Consider the following 23,274-nt stretch of genomic DNA (forward strand, 5'->3'; position numbering starts at 1 on the left):
AAATTAAAGAGAAACAAATGGGTAAAAAACAAATTAAAAATTTTAGTGCAGAAGCAAAAACTAAAATAGTATTAGAGATGTTAAAAGAAGAATCAACAATAGGTCAGTTATCGGTCAAATATGAAGTAACGGCTAAAACTATGCAAAACTGGAAACGACAATTTTTAGATAATGCGTCATTGGCATTTGAGCCAGCAAAAGCTGTTAGTGAGTACAAAGGGCAGATTAGTGAACTTAAGAATCAAAACGATGAACTTGCAAAAGCATTAGGTAAGGCTACAGTCGAGAGGGACTGGGCGGTGGGAAAGCTAAACAGCTTGGACTTATCAAATAAGAAAAGTCTTGTCGACCCCAAGCTGAGTACGTTAGCAAAGACAAGGCAATGTGAACTATTAAAGATAAGCAGATCTGGAGTATATTATAAAGCTAAAGTAATGAGCTTATATAATCTTGATATTTTAAATAGAATAGATGAAATATATACGGATAACCCTGAGTATGGTTATCGTTATATATACAAACAATTATTGGAAGACGGCTTTAATGTGGGCAGAGATAGGGTGCTTAAATATATGGGAATAATGGGTATAGAAGCTATTCATCCTCATAAAAAGCAATCTACTTTTGTGAAGGATGGTCAACATAAAATTTATAGCTATTTGCTTGAGCCGTACTGGCACAAATCAGGAACGAATAGAACTATTCATGTACCTTATGTTAATCAAGTGTGGAGTGGTGACATTACTTATATTAGAACTAACGGAGGATTTATGTATCTTGTGGCGATTATAGATTGGCATAGTAAGGCAATACTAAGTTATAAAGTATCTAATTCTATGGATGCATCACTTGTAACCGATGTATTAAAAGATGCACTGAATAAATACCCTGCACCACAAATATTCAATAGTGATCAGGGTAGTCAATATACTGGACATGAGCATACGGGAATTCTAAAAGAGAATAATATACAAATCTCAATGAACGGTAAGGGTAGAAGCATTGATAATATTGTGATTGAAAGATTTTTTAGAACTTTAAAATATAATTGTATATTTATAAATGATTTTAAAAATATCGCAGAACTTAAAGATGGTATTGATAAATACATGGATAAATATAACAATCAAAGATTCCATTCAAGTATTGGTTATAAAAAACCGATGAACGTGTATCTTGATTACTTACAAAATGCAGCTTAAAAATTATGTAAAATGGGAAACAAAATTAGTGAAAAATTTGTCTTGAAAAATCAGTCCAGTTTCATATATACCTTTATCGTTTAATTCTTTACATTTTTGATAAAGTTTTATCTGATCTGTTTCTGTAAAATCAAGTTTTGTATATTTAGTAAACAATGTATTATTTATAGGATGATAAGGAGGATCAATATAAACAAAATCACCTGTATTTGGAGAAATCTTACTGAAATCCTGATATTTTATATCAACATTTTGTAATAATTTACTACAAGCTAGTATATTTGTCTCATCAACTATTGCTGGATTTTTGTATTTCCCCATAGGCACATTAAACTCACCTTTGTTATTAACTCTATACAAACCATTATAACAGGTTTTATTAAGATATATAAAACGTCCAGCAACTTCTATGTCATTATCATTAGTTAACCACTCTGCACTGCAAGTGCAGAGCTTAATATTACGGCATGAATGCCTCATGTATGTACTAACTTAAAAGTTAGAAACTATTTGTGTATGGCTCATTTAGAAAGTGTCACAACACAAAAAGAATATATCTGTGAAGTGTAAGATTTTGTTAAAAAATATCTGTATGATTCATTCTTATCTTTTCTTGATAAGATATTTAAAATTTATGTTGAAACGACGCACTGCAAGTGCGGGGTTTTTCTCCCAAAGTGGGACAATAAATTGTTTCCGGATTTTATAGTAATATTCTTCACAATGATTGACTTTATGTTTTGCCAATAGCTTTATCAATTCTTGAGGTTTATTTTTAATCACGGCATATGTAATAACTAAATCTAGGTTTACGTCTGATATAGTCGCACCAGATGGGGCAAGAGCAAACAAAAGTGCTCCTCCTCCTATAAATGGTTCATAATAGCTTTTATAAGTTTGCGGTGTTCTTGAGGATAATTCTTTTATTAAACTTCTTTTTCCACCTACCCATTTTACAAATGGTTTTGCTTTATCGTCATTTTCAATTATTATGTCATCATTTTTTAGCACACTTTTTCCTATCCTTGATAAGGCTTCATTAAACGATATTCTTAAATTGTTTACTGATTCAATTTGCATAAGAATTTACCAAAATTTCATATGCCAAATATCTTTCGACATTACAAGAATATTATTAAACATACCACCTACTTTCTGATTCCTCTTTCACCTGTTGTTACCTGAAATAAGCAGTATCTAATTCTTTTTTAATAATTAAATTTTTAATCTAGATTTATCCCAATCTTTATTAAAAATCTCTAAACCGAAGTCTGTTAGTGGATGATCTAATAATTGCTTGATAATTTTACCAGACATTGTAGCAACATCAGCCCCATACATACTAGTTTGATAAACATGGTTAGGGTTTCTTATAGATGCAGCAAGGATTTTTGTTTGATACTGATAATTATCATATACTTGTCTTATATCACTTATTAAACTAATACCATTTTGACCTATATCATCAAGTCTACCGATAAAAGGCGATATATAATATGCTCCGGCTTTTGCAGCGATAAGAGCCTGATTCACAGAAAAGCATAAGGTCATGTTCACTTTTTTTTCTTTATTTGCAAAATATTGGCACACCTTAATACCATTCCATGTCATAGGTAATTTAATAACAATATTGCTGGATATTTCTAAAATTTTATTTCCTTGACTAATCATAGTATCAACATCATTTGCAACCACTTCAACACTAACGTCGGAAGTTATTATCTTACATATTTCTGCAATAGTTGAGACAAAATCATCTTTTGTCTTAGACATTAAGGAAGGATTAGTAGTTATACCATCAATTATACCTAATTGATTAATCTCATCAATTTCTTTAATATCAGCACTATCTAAAAAAATTTGCATTTAATTTAACCTCGACAAAATTGAATCAAGTTCTTCTAAATTACTATAGTGAAATACTAATTTTCCACCAATTGGGTAGTTTTCAATAGTTACTTTTATATTAAATCTTTCTGACAATGATTTAGCTAATAATTGTAGATCATTCTCTTTACTATTTTCTTTTAGAAATCTTTTCCCTACATGTCTATCATGTTCTGGGATTTTTGTATATTCATTTTTAGACCAATTTTTTACTATATCTTCAGTTTGTCGAACGCTTAAATCATTTTCAATAATATGGTTAGCTATTACCTCGGCCTGCTGATGATTAATTAGGCATCTTGCATGTCCCATAGTTAAAAGCCCTTCATTTATTTTATCTTTGATAGATTGTGGTAATTGATTTAATCTTAATAAATTAGCTACATGACTACGACTCTTGCTAAGTTTTTCTGCTAATTTCTCTTGTGTATAACCAAACTCTTTTATTAACCGCTCAAATCCTTCTGATTCTTCTATAACAGATAATTCCTCTCTTTGAATATTTTCAATTAGTGCTATCTCTATAATTTCTTTATCCCCTATATCTTTTACAATAGCAGGAATATCGCTAAGCTTAGCTATCTTACAAGCACGCCAACGTCTCTCACCAGCTATAATTTTATATTTTCCATCACTAGTTGAATTAACAATGATTGGTTGCAATAAACCATTATTACTTATGGAGTCAGCTAATTCTTTTATTTTATCATATTCAAATTTTTTCCTTGGTTGATTATTCCTAGCTTCAATTTTATCAATATCTATAATTTTTATTAATTCATCTTTTTCTACAATAAAAACCTCTTCTCCAAGCAAAGCCGATAACCCTTTGCCTAAACCTTTGTTTTTCATATATTTCTACCTAAAATCTCTTTTGTAAGTTCTATATAAGCAATAGAGCCAGTACATTTATGATCATAAATAATTGCTGGCTTGCCGTAAGATGGTGCCTCAGATAGTTTTACATTTCGCGGAATAACTGTCTTAAATACCAATCTTCCTAAGCATTTTCTAACATCATCCTCTACTTGCTCAGTTAATCGATTGCGCTTATCATACATAGTAAATAAAATACCGGCAATTTTTATTTTTGGATTTAAATTCTTTTCTACAATTTCAATTGTCTTTAGCAAATGACTTAATCCTTCTAATGAATAAAAATCACACTGCATAGGGATTAATACATAATCACAAGCTACTAACGCATTAACTGTTAGTAGGTTAAGAGCAGGAGGACAATCTATAATAATATAATCATATTTACTGACCAGCTTATTTAACAAATCTGATAATAAATATTCACGCTTTCTTATACTTAATAAATCCGATTCAGCACCGGATAAATTAGTGTTAGCTGTAATTAATTGTAAATTTGGAATATTCGTTTGTATTATGGCTTCTTCAATCGTTCTTAAACCAATTAATACCTGATAAATAGTAACTTTTCTATCTTGTTGGTTTATACCAAAACCAGTACTACTATTTCCTTGAGGATCTAAATCTATAACCAAGATTTTTTTATCCATTACAGATAAAGCTGTCGATAAATTTACAGTAGTTGTAGTTTTAGCAACTCCACCTTTTTGATTAACTATCGCAACTATTTTTGTCATATATGTTACTAATTTCTAGAATCTTACTATTATCAGAAGTCTCACTATCATACATAGAATGACAAAAAGACCATCTCTTTTTAGCAATTTCAATTTCTTTTTGATATTGCCCACCTTTAAATAATAAATACTTATTTCTTACATTAATATGTTGGGTATAAACAAATATTTTCTCTAACTGAGCACAGGCTCTAGAAGTTAATATATCACAATCTAATTTAACATTTTCTATTCGTTGATTAACCACATTGACTTTATTAGTAGAAATTTTAGAAGCTTGCAATAAAAAAAATAGATTTTCTTACATCAGATTCTACTAAAGTAACATTTTTTATTCCAGCAATAGACAAAACTATCCCTGGAAATCCACCACCCGAACCAACATCTATTAAATGAATATTTTAGTTATTTATATACTTCATTAGCTGTAAAGAATCTAAAATATGTCTTACCCAAAACTCACGCTCGGTATTACAAGAAACGAGATTAATAGTTTTATTCCATTTTAATGTCAATGATTGATACTTCTCAAGGGCATCTAATATTTCACGTGGAACATTACGACAGTCATACATTAATGTTTATATCTTGTTTTTATATAAATTATAATTGCTATTAAAGCAGCTGGAGTAACTCCAGATATTCTTCTAGCCACACCAATAGTCGCCGGTTTATGATACTGGAGTTTTTCTCTTACTTCTGTAGACAAGCTTGGTATTTTAAAGTAATCAATATTCTCATCTAATAATTCCAACTCTTCTTCTTTAAATAATTGAATATCTGCATTTTGTCTAATCAAATAAGAAGAATATCTTGATTCAATACAAAGATAATGAAGGATTTTTTTATTTAATGAAATAAGTTCTGGGAATATCTCTATTGTTTTATTAACACCAAAATTTGGTAGTCCTAGTAAATCAAAGGCTGTTTTATATGAACCATCTTGTGCGATAGACACACCCAAGTTAGCTAACTTAGTAGTTGTTAAAGAAATAGTTTTTACAATATTTTCTACCTTATGAATATCATCACATTTCTTACTAAAAATCTCTTTGCGTAAATTGGATATAACACCAATATCTATGGCCATTTGAGTTAGCCTTAAATCTGCATTATCAGCCCTAACAGAAAGTCTATATTCAGATCTGGAAGTGAACATTCTATAAGGCTCCACTGTACCAAGGGTAATTAAATCATCAATCATAACACCAATATAAGCATCTGCTCTAGTCAAAATAAAATCTGATTGATTTTTTATCGATAAGGCTGCATTAATGCCAGCCATAATTCCTTGCCCCGCAGCTTCTTCATAGCCAGTGGTGCCATTAATTTGACCGGCAAAATACAAACCTTTAATTTTTTTTGTTTCTAACGTTACTTTTAATTCTCTTGGATCGACATAATCATATTCTATTGCATATCCTGGTTTTAACATAGTGGCATTTTTAAGACCAGGAATTGTTTTTAGCAATGCTAATTGTATATCTTCAGGCAACGATGTAGATATACCATTTGGGTATATAGTATGGTCGTCCAAGCCTTCAGGTTCTAAAAATATTTGATGACTTGCTTTAGAGAATCTAGTAACCTTATCCTCGATGGATGGACAATATCTTGGTCCTATACCCTTGATTTGTCCAGAATACATAGCTGATTTATCTAAATTATTCCTAATAATTTCGTGGGTTTGTTCAGTTGTTCTAGTAACGAAACAATTTATTTGCTTTATCTTAACAGAATTTGTAAGTTCGGAGAAAGGACGTGGCACGGTATCTCCAGCCTGCACTTCTACTTCGTTATAATCAATTGTTCTTCCATCTATTCTTGGAGGGGTACCAGTTTTTAACCTGCCAAGAGAAAAACCAAAAGATTTTAAAGTGTTAGATAAACCGTATGACGGCTTTTCACCTATTCTACCCGATGGGATTTTTTTAGTTCCTATGTGAATGAGTCCGGATAAAAACGTACCTGTGGTTAATACAACTTTTTGACACTCAATACGCGTACCATTATCTAAGGTTAATGCCTTTACTTTAGAGTCGTGGACTTCAATATTTTCTACAGACGCACATAAAATTGTCAAATTTGGGTGATTTATCAAGGCATTAAGCATAGCTTTCTTATAAAGTTTTCTGTCAGCTTGAGCTCTTGGTCCCCAAACTGCTGGTCCTTTACTTTCATTGAGCATCTTATAATGGATACCGGCTTGGTCTATAATTTTACCCATGAGTCCGTCAAGTGCATCTATTTCTTTTACTAAAGTGCCTTTTGCTACCCCACCTATTGCAGGATTGCAAGACATTTCACCAAGATTATCTAATTTTAGAGTAATTAAGAGAGTATCTACACCTAAACGCGCAGAAGCCGAAGCTGCCTCGCAACCAGCATGACCACCACCAATAACTACAACGCTATATCTCATATAGACTATAATTATTCTACAATTTCTTTTTCAGTAAAGAAAATTTTTATCTCTCTTTCAGCACTTTCCAAAGTATCAGAACCGTGAATACTATTAGCCTCGATATTTTCTGCAAAATCTCTCCTAATTGTGCCTAGTTCAGCATTTTCTGGGTTAGTAGCTCCCATTATTTTACGATTTTGTAAGATAGCATTTTCCCCTTTAAGCACCTGTAAAACAACAGGACCAGAAATAATGCCCTCTATTAAACTACTAAAAAATGTTCTTGATTTATGTTCTGCATAAAAATGCTCTGCTTGATCTTTAGTTAAAATGGTCATTTTTTGAGCTACTATTTTCAGCCCATTATTTTCTAAATAAGAATTAATCTTACCAATTATATTTCTTCTCGTAGCATCTGGCTTAATCATTGAAAATGTATATTCTTGAGTCACAGTAAACCTTTATTAATTTATTGTTAATATTTATATAAATTTATATATTTTTGGCAAGCAAATTCTGATAACATGGTTAAAGTGGTACTTTATGCAATTTTTCTAGAACTATAATTCCAAGTTAAGGAAAAAAGTATTGCCCCCAAGAAAGCAGACAAGATAAAGAATAAAAAAACACCATTCCAACCTAAATTATCAGAAATCCAACCAACACATACCCCAGCCAATGCAGCACCAAGATAACCAAATAAGCCTGAAAGACCATTAGCTGTACCAACTGCTTGTTTATTAGTAAAATCTGCTGTAGCAACACCTATTAAGACTTGCGGTCCAGATACAAAAAAACCAGCCAAAGCAAGAATAATCATGCTAAATATTTCATACTCGTTTGGTATTTGCCAAAATAAAATAAGAGTAAAAGCCAAAACAAACATAAATACTGAACCAACTGGACCACGTCGTCCTTGAAATAAATTGTCTGACATCCATCCAGCAACAACACCACCAATTAAACCTAAAATATCATAAGAAGCAACTTGTAGACCAGCTTGAGCAATAGTAACGTTTTTTAGTTCACGTAAAAATACGGGTGCCCAAAAAATTACACCTGACCGTACAATATAAACAAACATATTAGCAAAACACACATACCACACTAACTTATTACAAAATACAATTTTTATTAGTTGACGCGTTAATAAATTATCACCATTGTTTCCAAGAGATATATCACATTCTTTATACTCTTCTACTATGGGCAAATTAACCTCATTGGGAGAATTACGTAATCTATTAAATAAAAATAACGATATTAATAATGCCACTATTCCAGGAATTATAAATGCTGCTTTCCAACCATAAACGTCTATTAAATAGCCACACACTATCATAGTAGTTGCTCCGCCAATTTGATTAGAAGTAGCCCCTAAAGACCATTTCATTCCTAATTCCTTAGAAGCGTACCAATAAGTCAACATACGTGTTGCAGGCGGCCATCCCATGGATTGAAACCAATTATTCAGAATCCATAAAAAACCCAGTAAGGTTATACTAGAAGCAAAACCCGATAACAATGTTATGATGCCTACAAGGGCAAGACCAACCACCATAAATATACGAGCATTTGATCTATCGCTCAAGAATCCATTACACAACTTTCCTACACCATAAACTATAGAAGAGGCTGTTAAAATCCAGCCAAGTTGAGTTTTTGTTACCTCAAAATGATCCATTAAAGCAGGCATCGCAATATTAAAATTCTGACGACAAAGTATGAATGTCGAATAACCAATAATTATTGAATATAAAATTCTAATACGCCAACTATTATACTTTCTAGCATAAGGAGGTCTTTCTTTGAAGGATGTACTTATCATCGTTTCCTTAGGTTATTACTTGCAAACATTTGAAGGAAGTATATATGCTTGTCAGGAAAAATGCCACAAGCTATTATGTATTTTGTATCTAAAACTTATTTTTTATCAAATGTACTTGAGATCTATTGCGAACTAGATTAACCTCCTATAGAATCTAAGACAATAAAATTAATTCCAAACGACAATTATGACAAAATTATTAAGATTTTCTCTGTTTTTTGTTATACTCTTGCAATTATTATCATGCACTCCTGGTCCTCCTTACGAGATTAAGAGCCCTTGTGTGTCTGTTGAATCAACAGATTCTTCGAGTAGTGGCAACCCATGTGTTCGTAGACCGGTAAACTTAACTAGAGATATTGCCTAAAGGTTTGCTTTTATAGTAATGTACAAAATTAGTAGATTTTATAATTACCTAGTAGATTATATCTTGCCAGCAAGATGTTTGTCTTGCCAGCAAGATGTTTGTCTTGTGCTGAAATGACTGCCACTAAAGAGGAATTTTGTCTAAATTGTTGGAAGAAATTTGACTTTATTACAAAACCTTACTGCAATATTTGTGGTTGTAGATTAGATATATCAATTTTAGATGATATGTGTTGTGCAAAATGCTTTCAATATAAACCACATTATAACATATCCCGTAGTTTAATTAGTCTGTCCGGCAAAACTCTATAAGTCTTATAGATAATAGGTTTTAATGGCAGAAAATAATAAAGAAATCCATAAGAAAATGTTAAAATATGCTAATAAACCTTATGGATTTCAGTCAATATGCCAATAGAAAATATTATCAAATCACAAAAACAAGGAAAACTTTTTGGTTATAAATTAAAAGAAGAATTAAACTCAAATAATAAGCTATATAAATTAAGAGAATTAGTTAACCACTCTGCACTGCAAGTGCAGAGCTTAATATTACGGCATGAATGCCTCATGTATGTACTAACTTAAAAGTTAGAAACTATTTGTGTATGGCTCATTTAGAAAGTGTCACAACACAAAAAGAATATATCTGTGAAGTGTAAGATTTTGTTAAAAAATATCTTATCTTATCTTTTCTTTTCTTGATAAGATATTTAAAATTTATGTTGAAACGACGCACTGCAAGTGCGGGGTTTTTCTCCCAAAGTGGGACAATAAATTGGTCTGGTCTAGAAGAATGGTTATCAAAAAATGTTTCTATTAAGAGATTTGGTAGAAATAGAAAATGTCATAGAGTGATGCTTGGTGTAACGATGCTACAAGCAATGTATAATTTTTCAGATTCATTAGCAGAGGAAGAACTAAAAGAAAACATGTATTGGCAATATTTCTGTGGGTGGGAATATATAGAAACAGATATAGCGATGTCGGAAACTAGCATAAGAAGATTTCGTAATTTATTAGGTGAATCTGGATATAACGAGATATTAGCAGAGTTGATAAGAGTTGGAATAAGAACTAACACAATTAAAAAAAAAGATTTGGAATTGATAATTGCTGATACAACGGTACAAATTAAGAATATCAAGCACCCACATGATGTTTATTTAATGGATAAAGCTAGGCTTAGTATTGTGAAGCTTTGCCAAAGTTTGGGTATAAGTTTAAACGAAACCTACGCTAGAACCTATAAGCGAGATATAATAAAGCTCTGGAAGTATAAAGAGCATAGCAAAGCCAAGAAGCGTTGGAAAATAATGAAGCATTTAAAAACGTTACTTGGTCGTTTGGTTAGAATATGTGAGCGTGAGATAAAAAATCAGAAATTAAACTTATCTATCAGAGATCAAGAAGTATTGAAAAAAGTAAAACAAATACATAGCCAATCTGTTTTAAAAAGAGAAGAGAAAAAGCAATACAAAGAACAGAATAAAATATTGTATAGTTTTCATGCCCCTGAGGTAGAGTGTATAGGGAAGGGAAAACGAAACAAGCCATATGAGTTTGGCAATAAAGTTGCGGTAGTAGTCAGTGGTCGTAGAAATTTTGTACTGTCAGCAAAATCGTTTCATAATAATCCTTATGATGGTCATACATTGCAGCAGAGTTTTGAAGCGGTAGAAAATGTAACTGGAATAAAGATAAAAAAATCGTTTGTTGATCTTGGTTATACTGGCAGCAATGTTAAAGAGAAGAGTAAGGTATATACCCCAAAAACTCGGAAAAAGTTATTGAAAGAAGACAAGTGTATGATCAGGAGACGCAGTGCTATAGAACCAATAATAGGGCATTTGAAACAATATGGCAGGATGGGCAGAAACTTCTTGAAGGGTGTGATAGGAGATGTGATCAATCCAATAATCTCTGCTATAGGTTTGAATTTACGATGTATTGCCAATCATTTACACATCATGCCTAACTCTACATAAAAAAATTATCATTAAAAAACTTGCTAAACGATTAAAAAAAATCGTTAACAATAAGCTCATGTAAAAATTTTACTAAAACAGAAATTTTTCAATAAAATTGAAAACAATTTTTAATTTTAGTGCAAATATTAGAATTTTTTTTGTAAAAATTTTATTCAATCATAGATTATGGGGGGCTTTAAATATTTTTGGCGGACGGACTAATTAAATTTAACGAGCATAGCAAGAAAATAATTCATGCTTTTAAATATCAAGACAAAACCATTCTTTCCAAAACTTTCAGCAAATTACTTTATATACAATATCACAGCGAATTTTAAGATATTGACCTGATTATTCCAGTTCCAATGAATAGATTCAAAAGATTGTTTAGAATGTATAATCCTGCTTTGATTATGGCTCAAGAAATCAGCAGACTACTAAAAAAACCGGTAAGTCCTGACGTATTAATTAAGTCAAGATGGACCAAATCCCAAACTTTTTTATCTAAAAAAGAACGAGAAAAAAACTTATCAAATAGCCTTATATTCAATAAAAAATATCAAATTATAGACCAAAAAATATTATTAGTAGATGATGTATTAACCACTGGCACTACCATTAACAAATGTGCTAAAATCTTAAAGGATTCCGGGGCTAAGAGTGTTTATGTTATGACAATTGCCATGACATAAATACTCTTATATCCCCCTTTTGCACTCATTAAATTGAGGATAAGCTACTTAAAAATTCACTTTAACCTTCAAACTACCTTGGTGACCAATATATTTGCTGGCAATGTTAACATTATAGATAATACCACATTCCATCATATTATATTTCGCAGTGAAACCAGTACCAACAGTGAAGAAGGTCTTAACAGGTTTAACTGATTTAGTCGGTAATGGTTCATTTATCCCATCTAACCTTGCATCAATAATTGGTGCTTTTCCTTTGAAGTCATGATTAACGTAACCATGCAATTCTGGTATTAACAGTACTTTGTTAGCCTTCAGGGTTGCCGCAGTTCTTAACCCTAAAATACCTTCAAATTTATTGTACGACCTTTTCTTAACAACTAGGTTTTGGAATTTTGTACCAGTTTCCGTATAGCCAGCATCCTTAAATTGCGAATATCTGAACCCAATTGTTGGAGTAATCATTAACTTTTCAGAAGCTATATAATTATACCCTGTAAGTAATTGACCACTATAAGAGATAGATTTATACTTAGCAGCAGCAGTCTCTAGAGCAGTAACATTTCTTTTCACATTCGTTGCAATTAGGCGTCCTTCTGAGTTCCTAACCCTAGTTATACCATATGATGCTATAGCTTCAGTAAACCAATTATTGGTAAGATTATATAAACTATATAAGGAGAAGATATTAGTCTTACCATTAGTTTTATCACCAAATTTCTTATCCTGATGAGACATTTGTGTGTTAATTCGGCTATAAGCTGCACCAAGTAGCAGATTATCATTTACTAAACCATCAAATCCAACTATTCCACCAGCTGATTTCGCTTTATAACCACTAACTCCTTTATACGTTTCTTGGCAAGCAGTACCATAGAATGGACTACCCCATACTCCATACCTTAGCGTATCATCATCACTAGAGCCTACAGCTGATGCAGCATTTTTCATAGGTACTGAATTTCCCATCCTTGTTGCAGTAATTTGGGTATCAGCTTGAGCCATCAATCCTCTAATTATTTCAGATGTTGGATTTCTTGCAAGGCTCTCTCCTATTGGATTTTCATTACCAGGCAATATTCTATCCATCGCTTGAAGGGCATGCTCTCTATCCATCAAACCTATATTGTTCCTGAACTTACCAGCAGAACTATTACGATCTGTTACATTATTCAACAGTGTATAAAATTTCCGTTCTTCCTGTGATAGGGATTTACCAGCAATGTCTTTATCTATAACTTCCTTAGAAATGTCAGTTATATATAGTTTTAGATCACTAGAATCCATGGACCACTGTACGAAACGGTTTTGTTCACCAGTTGGATCAAGCTTAATTTTACTGTGATCAATTGCAACAAGACCCTGACCATCAACTGATGAAATCACAACATACTTAGCACCCCCCTCAGGAATTTTGTTAATATCAGTCCGAGCATTCACTTTTATAGTCAGCTGGTCTGCTTTCGATAAATCCAATTTACTACCTTTCTGAACCTCTATATTACCACCTGCTGCACTTGATGGGTCGTAGGCAGTAACTAATTCTACATCTCCTGTCAGCTGTGCCTGACCAGTATATTTTAATTGATTAGCTGCAAGATCTACGGTTAAACCTTTAGCTGCTAAATTACCAGTTATAGAGGCTGTTTTAGGTAATATAATTATCTTAGCTTTATCTGCTTTAATATTAGCAAAGCTGATATTTTGTTCTAATATTACAAACTTATCTGCAGCAAAATTTACTTCTTTCCCATTAGCAGTTTGTTTAAACCAAACATTATCGGTAAACGTTACCTTACCACCAGTAATTTTGGCATCAACCAGTACTGCCTTATCAAATTTTGCAATACCTTCATTTTTTATTTCATCCGAACCAATTTGTGTACTATAGGCAAAACTTTTCAATGATCTTGATATGCTAGCTCCATCTACAGTGGAGTTTGGCACAGATATAGTTCTGTTTATAGTACCAGCAAAAGTTGCAGTCTTATCACTAGCAATGGTTATTTGCTTAGAATAAACATCACCTCTTACCGTAGCATTCTTAGCAAAGGTTACATCAGACAATCTTAATTTATTTGTTCCAAGGTTATAAGCAAAGCTTCTATTCAAGTTGAAAATTACTTTACCAGTATTATTAGTTTGAGTTGATATATCGGAATAGACACCACTATTAATAGTAATTTTATGATCACCCAGTAATTTAATAGATTTTAACCTGTTCTTCTCTAACCCAATATCTTGTATTCCAGTGGTAAAATCTGCAGCTAATGCAAGAGTATGAACATTATTACCATTAGTCCTAATACCACCTACAGTACTTGTCCTTTCTAACGTTAAAGTTACCTCTTTACTAGCATTAGAGAAGTTAATATAATTCGCTGAAACTGCTTGGGTAAGCTTTACATCTGCTCCCGCTATGTCTAGAGTATCTACTGCATTAGTAGCACCTATTGCACTATTAACGATTATAGTTTCAGCATTACTAAATTGAACTGTACCTTGACCAGCTGCATGTCCCTTAATATTACGAGTTGTCACGCTGTTAGCAAACTCAGCAGTTGCTCCAGCAGATATTATGATGTCCTGATCATTAGCAGTTTGAACTTTGTCGCCAAAGACGGTAGTACCTTGGACTTGTATAGTACCAACGGGACTTGTTGCCGTTCCAACTACACCAGTAACTCTATTGTTGCCTTCGAATATTAAACCAACTGCATTTCCTCCTGTTGAGTTAATAGAACCTGTTAAATTAAAGTTATTAGCAAAAGTTAAATCACCAACACCTTTACCTTGAATTTCAGTAATAGTATAATTGCCACCTACTAATCTTACATTACCTGCCCCAGCTCTTAACATCTTTAAGTTAGTGATCAAGCTTGTTACTTCACCAATTCCTAGGAATTCTAATGTTCCCTTAGCATCACCAGTACTAGTTACACTACCATTGATTCTCTTACCAGCTTCCAACTTAACTGTACCATCATGATTTTGGAAATCTACATTACCTGTAATATTACCAACGGTAAGTACAGTATTATTAACAAATAAAATATTGCTATTAACATCACCCAATGTTAGTTCATTTACATTTAATTCTATATTTTTGCTATGAATGATAATCGCCCGAGTGTCAAATTTACCTCTACCTGAAAAAATTACCTTTTTTAATTTATTAACAGCAGTACCTAAAGATAAGCCAGCTCCATCAATCTTTAATTCTGCTCCATCATTAACAGAATCAAACTCAACTACACCTTTATTAGGAGCACCTGGATTTAGATTGTTTAGCAAAGTTATAGTTTTATTTCCAGCAGCACTATTCCGTAAGGTTAACTGAGCATCTGCATGGTCAAAAGTAATCTGATTATCAGCATGAGCATTTAAATTAAAATTAATGTGTTCTGCATCAAGTATATAATTTGCTGGACCGGCAGGTGTAGGCACATCAGCAGACGCTGCTCCAATATGAATTTCTTCAATCTGTGCCGAGGTAGTACTTTTATCGGTAAATGTTGCCCCATTAATAATGCTCAACTTATTTGCATGCTGGACATTAAGCTTATTATGAACAGCAGGAGTATTATCCCCTGCGATGGTAACTCGACGAGAAATACGTAATTCACCTAGCTTATTACCAACAATACCAAGGGTTTCTCCACCGGTTACAGATTGCACAGTTAAAGTGCGAGTGTCATCACCATCTAGCCACACGATTCCTCCATCACCAGCAAAACCACCATGACCATCAGGAACTCCTCCTGATAAGTTAGCATGAAAGATTATAGTACTATTATGTCCGCTTGTAAATAAGCCCAACATCGAATCTGCATGCATAAAATTAATATTTTGATTAACAGCAACACCAATACCAGGATTAACTCGACCAAGGAGAGTAACATCAGCAGCTGAGGCATCTATTGCTAGAGCCTTATTATTCCCTACTCCAGCAGCACCTATATTTATGGTTTTAATCTTTCCAATCTGTGCATTTGTAGCTACGAGCAGGCTAGTATTAACATTTAAAGTACCATTAGCACCACCTTGTATTGTTGACTTGAAAAAACGAAGTGTTATTCTCCCTCCAGGACCATCAGCACCGTTAAATTCTAATGTTCCACCAGCATTAAAATTAACTCCTCCTACAAAATCACCACCAATTTTTACAGTACTAGCAGCAGCAAAGTTAAGTTTATTAGTATAGACATTTTGTTTTAATATAACATTTTTACCAGCTGCATTAATATTAATTCGGGAAATAAGCCTATTAAGAGCAGGATTAGCATTAATAGCACCAATACCCCCAGTTACTTCACCATCTCCATCGAAGGTTAATATTCCTTCACCACTACCTTGCGTAGTGATATTACCATCGATTGTCTTGCCATCTGTCAGCTTAATTGTACCATCATTATGGTTGAAATGCACATTACCAGTAATACCTTCATGGGCATGTAACGTAGCAACTTCATTAAAAGTAAAAGTCTGAGCCTTAGCTGCTTGCCGTAAGTGTACATCACCAGCTCCCTCGAAATTAACCGCTGCTAAAGCCTTAGTAGCACCAATACCCCCAGTTACTTCACCATCTCCATCGAAGGTTAATATTCCTTCACCACTACCTTGCGTAGTGATATTACCATCGATTGTCTTGCCATCTGTCAGCTTAATTGTACCATCATTATGGTTGAAATGCACATTACCAGTAATACCTTCATGGGCATGTAACGTAGCAACTTCATTAAAAGTAAAAGTCTGAGCCTTAGCTGCTTGCCGTAAGTGTACATCACCAGCTCCCTCGAAATTAACCGCTGCTAAAGCCTTAGTAGCACCAATACCCCCAGTTACTTCACCATCTCCATCGAAGGTTAATATTCCTTCACCACTACCTTGCGTAGTGATATTACCATCGATTGTCTTGCCATCTGTCAGCTTAATTGTACCATCATTATGGTTGAAATGCACATTACCAGTAATACCTTCATGGGCATGTAACGTAGCAACTTCATTAAAAGTAAAAGTCTGAGCCTTAGCTGCTTGCCGTAAGTGTACATCACCAGCTCCCTCGAAATTAACCGCTGCTAAAGCCTTAGTAGCACCAATAGCCCCGGTTACATTACCAGCTCCTGCGAAGTTTAATATACCAGCAGCAGCACCAGCAGCAGCAGCACCACCAGTATTATCCACAGCACCATTGATTGTCGTACCAGCTGCTAGGTTAAGTACAGAAGCTATATCGGCAAGGTTAGTATTAGTAGCCCAAACATTACCGCCTAAAGTAACTGCTTCTGCACCGATATTTACGGCTGCTAAAGAAGCACCATTAGCACCAATCTGCCCAACTGTACCACCTGTTGTGAAGGTTAATACGCCCTGCTGATGTACACCAGCCGAGACACTGCCGACAGCTATATCCCCACCACCAGAATGAACTACAAGAGTTGAGCCTGCACCACCAAGCTCTACATTACCCAAGCCAGTGTAGGTATTGAGACCTGCATCGAAGCCATGATCAGCCACAGCAGCTGGAGTACCAGTTAAAGTTAAGGTGTGACCAGCTTCTATCTTTATAGGTAACCTACCAGCACCTGCACCAGCACCATGAGCATCAGGCACTATAGAACCGATTGACAGATTTTGACTAACCCTAAGTATGCCGGGATTATGGTTAGCTAGGTTGATAGCTGTAATAATAGCATCTAGTCTGTTAGCATTAAGTGTAAAATCATCACCATAGGTGAATGCCTCATTATCCTGAGGTGCATAAATAAAATCAGCTGGATTGACAACCACTCCATGCTGATCAATTGCATTCCAATGATTTTGACCTCCAACTGGAGTATCACTCAACTCCGCATTGCCTATCATCAAAACAGCATCCGGAACAGCCCCGCCAAATGCCACACCACTACTGCCTAGACCAGCTACAACTGAGGCGATTGCACTACTAGCCAGTAAATATTTAAAGGATTTTTGTTTTTTTGCCATCATTTTACCATTCTATAATTAAAAAAAATAATTCATGTCTAGATACCTGCCATCATTACGTTATCCCTATCTCTCTTAACGATGTCACCCCCTGCATAGCACAACCGTTGAAAGTTAAAAAGTCGTCTATTAGCGAGCGATTGTGCTATGCATAGGTAGCGGTCTAAAATAACTTAACTCAACCTGATCTTGGTCATTTTTTTATATCCCCTACCTACGCAAGGAATTGACATCAAACTGAGGTTAATACTTAAGTATCATCCCGAATGGGGAGAGTATCTTTGGTTCAAACTTCACCAATCTTATCAGATACTTAGCACATTCTGTGACTCTGCACAAGAACTTTTCTGTTGATTTTACACTAAAGTTGCAGAAAGGCAACCACGAAAAAACTCTTTCGTTTCACTATCATACTAGTGGTTCTGTCGCATATGTTGGACAATAGAAAAAAGATTGATATAATGATCTAAAAAAGATGTTAAGATGTTTCGTATTACTGCAAGATTATTATCATATTTCAAAGGATTTTGTTCTTCACCAGAAATAATAATGTTATTTGTCTATATGAAATGCCGATTTTCTTTAAGTTATCGAGATTTGGAAGAAATGATGAGTATAAGGGGAGCAAAAATTGATCACTCTACATTACAAAGATGGGTTATAAAATTTGTACCATTGATAGATCAGGTGGTTAGAAAAAGAAAGAAGCCAGTTGGTAGTAGTTGGAGAATGGATGAGACTTATATTAAATTAAACGGTAAATGGGTTTATTTATATAGAGCACTAGATAGTCTTGGTAATACTGTAGACTTTCTGCTACGTAAGCATAGAGACAAGCCTGCAGCACTTGCATTTTTTCGTAAAGCCTTTAGAGAGAATAATTTTTCTGAGAAAGTAGTAATTGATAAAAGCGGTAGTAATACGGCTGCTCTTAATGATTTGAATACAGAAGTTCCTAAAGATTATAAAATTAAGGTTATTCAGACCAAATACCTGAATAATCTTGTAGAACAAGATCATAGGTTTATCAAAAAACGTACAAAGCCAATGCTTGGTTTTAAGAGTTTTCATTCTGCAGAAATGACTATTACCGGTATAGAAAATATTCGTATGATGCAAAAAAGACAAATAATTGGAGCTAATGATAATCTTTCTACTTTTGAGAATTTTGCTATGTTAATGGCATCATAATGTCCAAAACCTTAGTTTTAACAATCTTGATGTAGTATGATTTATAGATGCGACAAAACCACAGATTATCCTACTGGACTTGGAGCCTTATATCCTTATGAAAGACAAACTCCAACAGTATCAAAAGTCAAGATTGATGCTCTGAAAAAACATTATAATATTCACAATCAAAGAACCTTAGAATTTTTCGTTGTCCATGCAAAAACTGATATATGGCATACCAATGAACTTATTAAGCTGATTAACAAACTTAATAGCATAGAACAAAAACAAGTACATTATGGAGCTGTGAAGGGGCCTAAATTACTCTGGCAATTTCTTGATGGGATGGAAGGGTTATATGCAAATTCATGCCATTAAGACTCATAAAATCCAATATGGTGAGTCATTACAAACTATATTGACTCAGTATATTGCAGATTTAAAAGAAGGTGATGTTGTAGCTATAACTTCAAAAGTAATTAGTGTATTAGAGGGAAGGTTTGTTAAAAAAGGTGATATTGATAAATATACATTAATTCTACAAGAGGCAGATCAAATATTAGAGACAGAAGAAAATAGGTATAATATTTACTTAACTATAAAAAATGGCTTACTAATTCCCTCTGCTGGTATTGATGAATCTAATGTCGATGGTGTTTATGTATTATATCCTCAAGCTGTTCAGAAAACAGCCTATTGGATTTGGCAATATTTACGCAGTAAACATAATATTCGCGATTTGGGAATTGTTATAACCGATAGTCATACAACTATTATGAGACAAGGTGTAACTGGAATTGCTCTTGGTTGGTGTGGTTTTAGCCCGTTATATTCCTATATTGGTAAGCATGATATTTATAATCAATCTTTAAATGTCACACAAATTAATATATTAGATTCATTAGCAGGAGCAGCTGTTTTTGTTATGGGGGAAGGCAATGAACAAACCCCTATAACTATTATTAAGGATGCTCCCCGTCTGACCTTTCTTGACAGACCTCTATCGGAAGAGGAAAAACTTAGCATTTTCATTAGTATGGAAGAAGATTTATATGGTCCATTATTAAAATCGGCGAAATGGGTGAGTTAAAAAGCGTGCAATAATGATCCAGTAAATGGATTAATGTACGTTGAAAAATAAGATTATTAACGGTAAGAGCTTCATTTTACTTAAAAACGATGATTGATATAAACCAGCAACAAATACTAAATAAAATTTCAGATATCACTTTTAGTGATAATACAAAATTAGTCAATATTATATCTAATATTATAATTAAGGATAAAAATATTGGGTTTGCTATTAATATTCTTGGTAAAGATTCCAAGGAAATCGATGAAATAAAAATTAAAGCCATTAAAAAATTAAATGAAATACCTAATATTGGGAAAATAACTATAGTTTTAACTAGTAGCAAAGGTGTAGCTAAAAAATCAACTAATTCAAAAGTTAAGCATTTCATTGACGGAGTAAAGAAGATAATATTGGTGGCATCCGGTAAAGGGGGAGTTGGTAAATCTACTATAACAGCATTGATAGCGGAGCAATTAAATCTTGAAGGATACAAGGTGGGAATAGTAGATGCTGATATTTATGGTCCGTCAATTCCGCAAATATTTGGTATTAGTGGTGTACCTGAAATAGTGTATAATAAAATGACCCCTTTAAAATCGCGGGGCATTGAAATTATTTCTATTGGATTTCTTATTAAGGATAATTCAGCTATTGTTTGGCGTGGTCCGATGGCCAGCAAGACCATTTATCAACTATTATCTCTCACCCATTGGCAGGAGTTAGATTATTTAATTATTGACATGCCTCCTGGTACTGGTGATATTCACTTAAGTATTTTAGAAAATTACCAACTAGATGGAGTAATAATAGTAACTACTCCACAAAAAATGGCTGCAATAGATGTCGTTAGATCGATTGATTTATACAGAAAATTTAACCTACCAATTTTAGGTATTATAGAAAATATGAGCTATCTAGTTGAACCAAGTTCGGGAAAGAAAATTCAGATATTTAACGGTAATAGTGGAGAAAATTTTGCCAAAGAATATAATATACCTTTAATCTGTAAGATTCCTATTGAACCCAAATTATCTTACAACTGTGATAACAGCACTAGCCTTACAGATATAGTTAAACTACCAATAAAACAATTTGTTTAATGATATACTCAAATGATTTGAATCTCAATAACAACCAGCTGAAGCTGGTGGGTTGATATCTAGACTGGAAGTCGCTATTACTCTAAAGAGATATTACTAATGCCTGTGCTATCTCTCTGATCCTAATTCTTATAAGTTACCCTGCAATACTTTGTAGCGATATTTAGTGATCCAAACAACATGAAAGCGATGGTAAAATACAGTGTGGCTAGTCTTGTTATAATCTGTCATATATGATATTTTAATATACATAAGAGCAAGCTCTTCATGTATATTAAAATATCATATATTCAAGTTATAGTGAATTGAAATATTAGAACAAGGACTGAAGTCTTTCCCAGCTGAAGCTGGGGGTTTTAACCAAAAAGGTGACTATAAAATTCATAAAAAAGCAGGCCATAAATAAAGCAGGATTATATGTCAAACATAATCAAGATAGAAGAAGCTCAACCCCTTAAAAGACCTGATTGGATAAAGGTTAAAGCACCAAATTCATATCAATATCATGATACAAGAAAACTAATTGAGAGTTTAAAATTAAATACAGTTTGTCAAGAAGCTGCTTGCCCTAATATAGGGGAATGTTGGGCAAAAAAACATGCTACAGTTATGATTTTGGGATCTGTCTGTACTCGTGCTTGTAGATTTTGTAATGTTAAAACTGGTCGTCCCGATTTACTCGATCCTCATGAGCCACAGAGACTAGCACAAGCCGTAATGAAATTAGGGCTTGAACATGTGGTAATTACTTCAGTTGATCGAGATGACTTAGATGATGGTGGGGCTGAGCATTTTGCCAATTGTATAAAGGAAATAAGACTAGTTGCTCCTAATACCACAATTGAAGTTCTAACCCCAGATTTTCTTAAGAAAGATGGGGCAGCTGAAATAGTGGTATTAGCAAAACCTGACGTTTATAATCATAATGTAGAGACAGTGCCTTCTCTATACAAAACTATCAGACCAGGAGCGAGATACTATAATTCATTAAGTCTTTTGCATAATGTGAAAAAATTAGACTCTGAGATTTTTACTAAATCAGGTATGATGGTTGGTCTTGGAGAAACAAACGATGAAATTATACAAGTAATGGACGATTTAAGGGAAGCTAAAGTTGATTTTCTAACTATAGGACAATATTTACAGCCAACCAAAAACCATGCAGCAGTTGCTAGATATGTTTCTCTAGAAGAATTTAAATATTTTGAAAGAGTAGCAAGAGTTAAAGGGTTTTTGATGGTTTCCGCCAGTCCATTAACCCGTTCTTCTTATCATGCTGGTGATGATTTCCAAAAATTAAAGGGGGCTAAGGCCTTGGTTTCGGCATAGTATAAGAAAATGAAAAAACTACCTAAAAAGCTTAATCTACCCGTAATAATATCGTTCTTACTCGGCATTACTATCGGGATAGGATATAATGAGGTACGAGAAACAGCTTCTTGGCACAGTTTTCATACCGAAACTGATAATTTAAATGTTTGTTTTACCCCGCCATCCGGCTGCGGATCATTAATAGCAAAAGAAATATCCAAGGCTAAGGATAGTATTTATGTTCAAGCATTTGGTTTAACTTCGCAAAATATAGTGGATCAACTAATTAAAGCTAAGCAAAACGGTGTTCAAATAAGGGTATTATTGGATCGTAGTAATTTACACGATAGATATTCTAAAATGCATGAATTAAAACGGGCTGGTATTGATGTTTCAATAGATAAAGTACCAGGTATTGCTCACAACAAAGTTATGATCATTGATAAAAGTAAGGTGATTACCGGTAGCTTTAATTTTACCAATGCAGCTGATAATAGAAATGCTGAAAACGTCTTATTAATAGAGAATAGAAATATTGCAGCAACTTATTTGCAAAGCTGGTTTAATCGTCAAGCAAAAAATTAATTAATTGAGGTATACTCGAATAATTCTGCGAATTTGGGTTAATTAGTTCTGACCGAAACTATAGCAGACATTCCTGGTAT

21 protein-coding genes and 2 pseudogenes are annotated in these 23,274 nt (G+C 33.5%); 13 read left to right on the plus strand and 10 right to left on the minus strand.

The genetic code is table 11. The features are described 5' to 3' along the window. Positions 1-17 precede the first annotated feature (17 nt). Positions 18-1,202, plus strand: coding sequence for an IS3 family transposase (locus AAHN00_RS07585; protein ID WP_342270888.1), 1,185 nt, complete (start codon positions 18-20; stop codon positions 1,200-1,202). Positions 1,203-1,205: 3 nt separating this feature from the next. Here the strand turns inward: AAHN00_RS07585 and AAHN00_RS07590 are convergent, their stop codons facing one another. Next, positions 1,206-1,682, minus strand: coding sequence for a Dam family site-specific DNA-(adenine-N6)-methyltransferase (locus AAHN00_RS07590; protein WP_342270889.1), 477 nt, complete (start codon positions 1,680-1,682; stop codon positions 1,206-1,208). A 52-nt stretch (positions 1,683-1,734) separates the two neighbouring features. Here AAHN00_RS07590 and AAHN00_RS07595 point away from each other — a divergent pair, with 52 nt between their 5' ends. Beyond that, positions 1,735-1,911, plus strand: a complete 177-nt coding sequence (locus tag AAHN00_RS07595; RefSeq protein ID WP_342270890.1) for a hypothetical protein — start codon at positions 1,735-1,737, stop codon at positions 1,909-1,911. A gap of 35 nt (positions 1,912-1,946) precedes the next feature. On the opposite strand, the pseudogene AAHN00_RS07600 reads toward AAHN00_RS07595, so the two are convergent. The 8 genes and pseudogenes from AAHN00_RS07600 to AAHN00_RS07635 all read right to left on the minus strand — a co-directional run. After that, positions 1,947-2,282 (minus strand): annotated as a pseudogene (locus tag AAHN00_RS07600) (DNA adenine methylase); the annotation flags it as partial. Between the two features lie 135 nt (positions 2,283-2,417). Then, positions 2,418-3,068 (minus strand): fructose-6-phosphate aldolase, encoded by a 651-nt coding sequence (gene fsa, locus AAHN00_RS07605; RefSeq protein ID WP_342270891.1) that lies wholly within the window; start codon positions 3,066-3,068, stop codon positions 2,418-2,420. Next, complete coding sequence (locus AAHN00_RS07610; protein ID WP_342270892.1) at positions 3,069-3,941, minus strand: ParB/RepB/Spo0J family partition protein; 873 nt, start codon at positions 3,939-3,941, stop codon at positions 3,069-3,071. Next, positions 3,938-4,702, minus strand: coding sequence for an AAA family ATPase (locus AAHN00_RS07615; RefSeq protein ID WP_342270893.1), 765 nt, complete (start codon positions 4,700-4,702; stop codon positions 3,938-3,940). Before AAHN00_RS07615 ends, AAHN00_RS07610 begins: the two co-directional genes overlap by 4 nt. Continuing rightward, positions 4,677-5,277, minus strand: a pseudogene (gene rsmG / locus AAHN00_RS07620) (16S rRNA (guanine(527)-N(7))-methyltransferase RsmG). Before rsmG ends, AAHN00_RS07615 begins: the two are co-directional and overlap by 26 nt. After that, the gene (gene mnmG, locus AAHN00_RS07625; protein WP_342270894.1) at positions 5,277-7,124 is read right to left on the minus strand and encodes a tRNA uridine-5-carboxymethylaminomethyl(34) synthesis enzyme MnmG; all 1,848 of its coding nucleotides are present in this window, start codon (positions 7,122-7,124) and stop codon (positions 5,277-5,279) included. The pseudogene rsmG and the gene mnmG overlap by 1 nt, the downstream one beginning before the upstream one ends. Before the next feature lie 11 nt (positions 7,125-7,135). Continuing rightward, positions 7,136-7,558, minus strand: a complete 423-nt coding sequence (gene ndk, locus AAHN00_RS07630) for a nucleoside-diphosphate kinase (protein WP_341755341.1) — start codon at positions 7,556-7,558, stop codon at positions 7,136-7,138. An 89-nt stretch (positions 7,559-7,647) separates the two neighbouring features. Then, complete coding sequence (locus AAHN00_RS07635) at positions 7,648-8,934, minus strand: MFS transporter (protein ID WP_342270895.1); 1,287 nt, start codon at positions 8,932-8,934, stop codon at positions 7,648-7,650. A 187-nt stretch (positions 8,935-9,121) separates the two neighbouring features. Here AAHN00_RS07635 and AAHN00_RS07640 point away from each other — a divergent pair, with 187 nt between their 5' ends. The 5 genes from AAHN00_RS07640 to AAHN00_RS07655 all read left to right on the plus strand — a co-directional run bounded on the left by AAHN00_RS07640 (position 9,122) and on the right by AAHN00_RS07655 (position 11,962). After that, positions 9,122-9,301: a DUF2706 domain-containing protein gene (locus AAHN00_RS07640; protein WP_341748385.1), complete on the plus strand. Its 180-nt coding sequence runs from the start codon at positions 9,122-9,124 to the stop codon at positions 9,299-9,301. 74 nt (positions 9,302-9,375) lie between these two features. Further along, positions 9,376-9,612, plus strand: coding sequence for a double zinc ribbon domain-containing protein (locus AAHN00_RS15080; protein WP_410521370.1), 237 nt, complete (start codon positions 9,376-9,378; stop codon positions 9,610-9,612). A gap of 96 nt (positions 9,613-9,708) precedes the next feature. Further along, complete coding sequence (locus AAHN00_RS07645) at positions 9,709-9,888, plus strand: hypothetical protein (protein ID WP_342270896.1); 180 nt, start codon at positions 9,709-9,711, stop codon at positions 9,886-9,888. Between the two features lie 113 nt (positions 9,889-10,001). Then, positions 10,002-11,288 (plus strand): IS5 family transposase, encoded by a 1,287-nt coding sequence (locus AAHN00_RS07650; RefSeq protein ID WP_342270897.1) that lies wholly within the window; start codon positions 10,002-10,004, stop codon positions 11,286-11,288. A 395-nt stretch (positions 11,289-11,683) separates the two neighbouring features. Next, positions 11,684-11,962 (plus strand): ComF family protein, encoded by a 279-nt coding sequence (locus AAHN00_RS07655; protein WP_342270898.1) that lies wholly within the window; start codon positions 11,684-11,686, stop codon positions 11,960-11,962. 48 nt (positions 11,963-12,010) lie between these two features. Here AAHN00_RS07655 and AAHN00_RS07660 read toward each other — a convergent pair whose 3' ends face one another. After that, positions 12,011-17,950, minus strand: a complete 5,940-nt coding sequence (locus AAHN00_RS07660; RefSeq protein WP_342270899.1) for an autotransporter outer membrane beta-barrel domain-containing protein — start codon at positions 17,948-17,950, stop codon at positions 12,011-12,013. A gap of 483 nt (positions 17,951-18,433) precedes the next feature. Here AAHN00_RS07660 and AAHN00_RS07665 point away from each other — a divergent pair, with 483 nt between their 5' ends. From AAHN00_RS07665 to AAHN00_RS07690, 6 genes are all read left to right on the plus strand, one after another. Next, on the plus strand, positions 18,434-19,141 hold the full coding sequence (locus AAHN00_RS07665) for an IS6 family transposase (protein ID WP_342270900.1): 708 nt from the start codon (positions 18,434-18,436) through the stop codon (positions 19,139-19,141). A gap of 36 nt (positions 19,142-19,177) precedes the next feature. Then, positions 19,178-19,501 (plus strand): iron-containing redox enzyme family protein, encoded by a 324-nt coding sequence (locus AAHN00_RS07670; RefSeq protein ID WP_342270901.1) that lies wholly within the window; start codon positions 19,178-19,180, stop codon positions 19,499-19,501. Beyond that, entirely contained in the window at positions 19,482-20,213 is a 732-nt protein-coding gene (locus AAHN00_RS07675; protein WP_342270902.1) for a coenzyme F420-0:L-glutamate ligase, read from the plus strand. The genes AAHN00_RS07670 and AAHN00_RS07675 overlap by 20 nt, the downstream gene beginning before the upstream one ends. Positions 20,214-20,302: 89 nt before the next feature. Next, positions 20,303-21,298, plus strand: coding sequence for an Mrp/NBP35 family ATP-binding protein (locus tag AAHN00_RS07680; protein WP_342270903.1), 996 nt, complete (start codon positions 20,303-20,305; stop codon positions 21,296-21,298). Positions 21,299-21,715: 417 nt separating this feature from the next. Beyond that, positions 21,716-22,627 (plus strand): lipoyl synthase, encoded by a 912-nt coding sequence (gene lipA / locus AAHN00_RS07685; RefSeq protein ID WP_342270904.1) that lies wholly within the window; start codon positions 21,716-21,718, stop codon positions 22,625-22,627. A gap of 9 nt (positions 22,628-22,636) precedes the next feature. After that, complete coding sequence (locus AAHN00_RS07690) at positions 22,637-23,194, plus strand: phospholipase D family protein (RefSeq protein WP_341751122.1); 558 nt, start codon at positions 22,637-22,639, stop codon at positions 23,192-23,194. Positions 23,195-23,274: the final 80 nt, after the last annotated feature.

The sequence above is a fragment of the Candidatus Tisiphia endosymbiont of Parasteatoda lunata genome (genome assembly GCF_964030955.1).
GTDB lineage: Bacteria > Pseudomonadota > Alphaproteobacteria > Rickettsiales > Rickettsiaceae > Tisiphia.

What these genes read in the sequence shown, in the direction of transcription:
- AAHN00_RS07635 (WP_342270895.1), bottom strand. Translation starts at nt 8,934, where the DNA reads ATGATAAGTACATCCTTCAAAGAAAGACCTCCTTATGCTAGAAAGTAT.
- AAHN00_RS07680 (WP_342270903.1), top strand. Translation starts at nt 20,303, where the DNA reads ATGATTGATATAAACCAGCAACAAATACTAAATAAAATTTCAGATATC.
- lipA (WP_342270904.1), top strand. Translation starts at nt 21,716, where the DNA reads ATGTCAAACATAATCAAGATAGAAGAAGCTCAACCCCTTAAAAGACCT.
- AAHN00_RS07690 (WP_341751122.1), top strand. Translation starts at nt 22,637, where the DNA reads ATGAAAAAACTACCTAAAAAGCTTAATCTACCCGTAATAATATCGTTC.
- AAHN00_RS07640 (WP_341748385.1), top strand. Translation starts at nt 9,122, where the DNA reads ATGACAAAATTATTAAGATTTTCTCTGTTTTTTGTTATACTCTTGCAA.
- AAHN00_RS07670 (WP_342270901.1), top strand. Translation starts at nt 19,178, where the DNA reads ATGATTTATAGATGCGACAAAACCACAGATTATCCTACTGGACTTGGA.
- AAHN00_RS15080 (WP_410521370.1), top strand. Translation starts at nt 9,376, where the DNA reads ATGTTTGTCTTGCCAGCAAGATGTTTGTCTTGTGCTGAAATGACTGCC.
- AAHN00_RS07655 (WP_342270898.1), top strand. Translation starts at nt 11,684, where the DNA reads ATGGCTCAAGAAATCAGCAGACTACTAAAAAAACCGGTAAGTCCTGAC.
- AAHN00_RS07665 (WP_342270900.1), top strand. Translation starts at nt 18,434, where the DNA reads ATGTTTCGTATTACTGCAAGATTATTATCATATTTCAAAGGATTTTGT.
- fsa (WP_342270891.1), bottom strand. Translation starts at nt 3,068, where the DNA reads ATGCAAATTTTTTTAGATAGTGCTGATATTAAAGAAATTGATGAGATT.
- mnmG (WP_342270894.1), bottom strand. Translation starts at nt 7,124, where the DNA reads ATGAGATATAGCGTTGTAGTTATTGGTGGTGGTCATGCTGGTTGCGAG.
- AAHN00_RS07585 (WP_342270888.1), top strand. Translation starts at nt 18, where the DNA reads ATGGGTAAAAAACAAATTAAAAATTTTAGTGCAGAAGCAAAAACTAAA.
- AAHN00_RS07590 (WP_342270889.1), bottom strand. Translation starts at nt 1,682, where the DNA reads ATGAGGCATTCATGCCGTAATATTAAGCTCTGCACTTGCAGTGCAGAG.
- AAHN00_RS07675 (WP_342270902.1), top strand. Translation starts at nt 19,482, where the DNA reads ATGCAAATTCATGCCATTAAGACTCATAAAATCCAATATGGTGAGTCA.
- AAHN00_RS07660 (WP_342270899.1), bottom strand. Translation starts at nt 17,950, where the DNA reads ATGGCAAAAAAACAAAAATCCTTTAAATATTTACTGGCTAGTAGTGCA.
- AAHN00_RS07610 (WP_342270892.1), bottom strand. Translation starts at nt 3,941, where the DNA reads ATGAAAAACAAAGGTTTAGGCAAAGGGTTATCGGCTTTGCTTGGAGAA.
- AAHN00_RS07615 (WP_342270893.1), bottom strand. Translation starts at nt 4,702, where the DNA reads ATGACAAAAATAGTTGCGATAGTTAATCAAAAAGGTGGAGTTGCTAAA.
- AAHN00_RS07645 (WP_342270896.1), top strand. Translation starts at nt 9,709, where the DNA reads ATGCCAATAGAAAATATTATCAAATCACAAAAACAAGGAAAACTTTTT.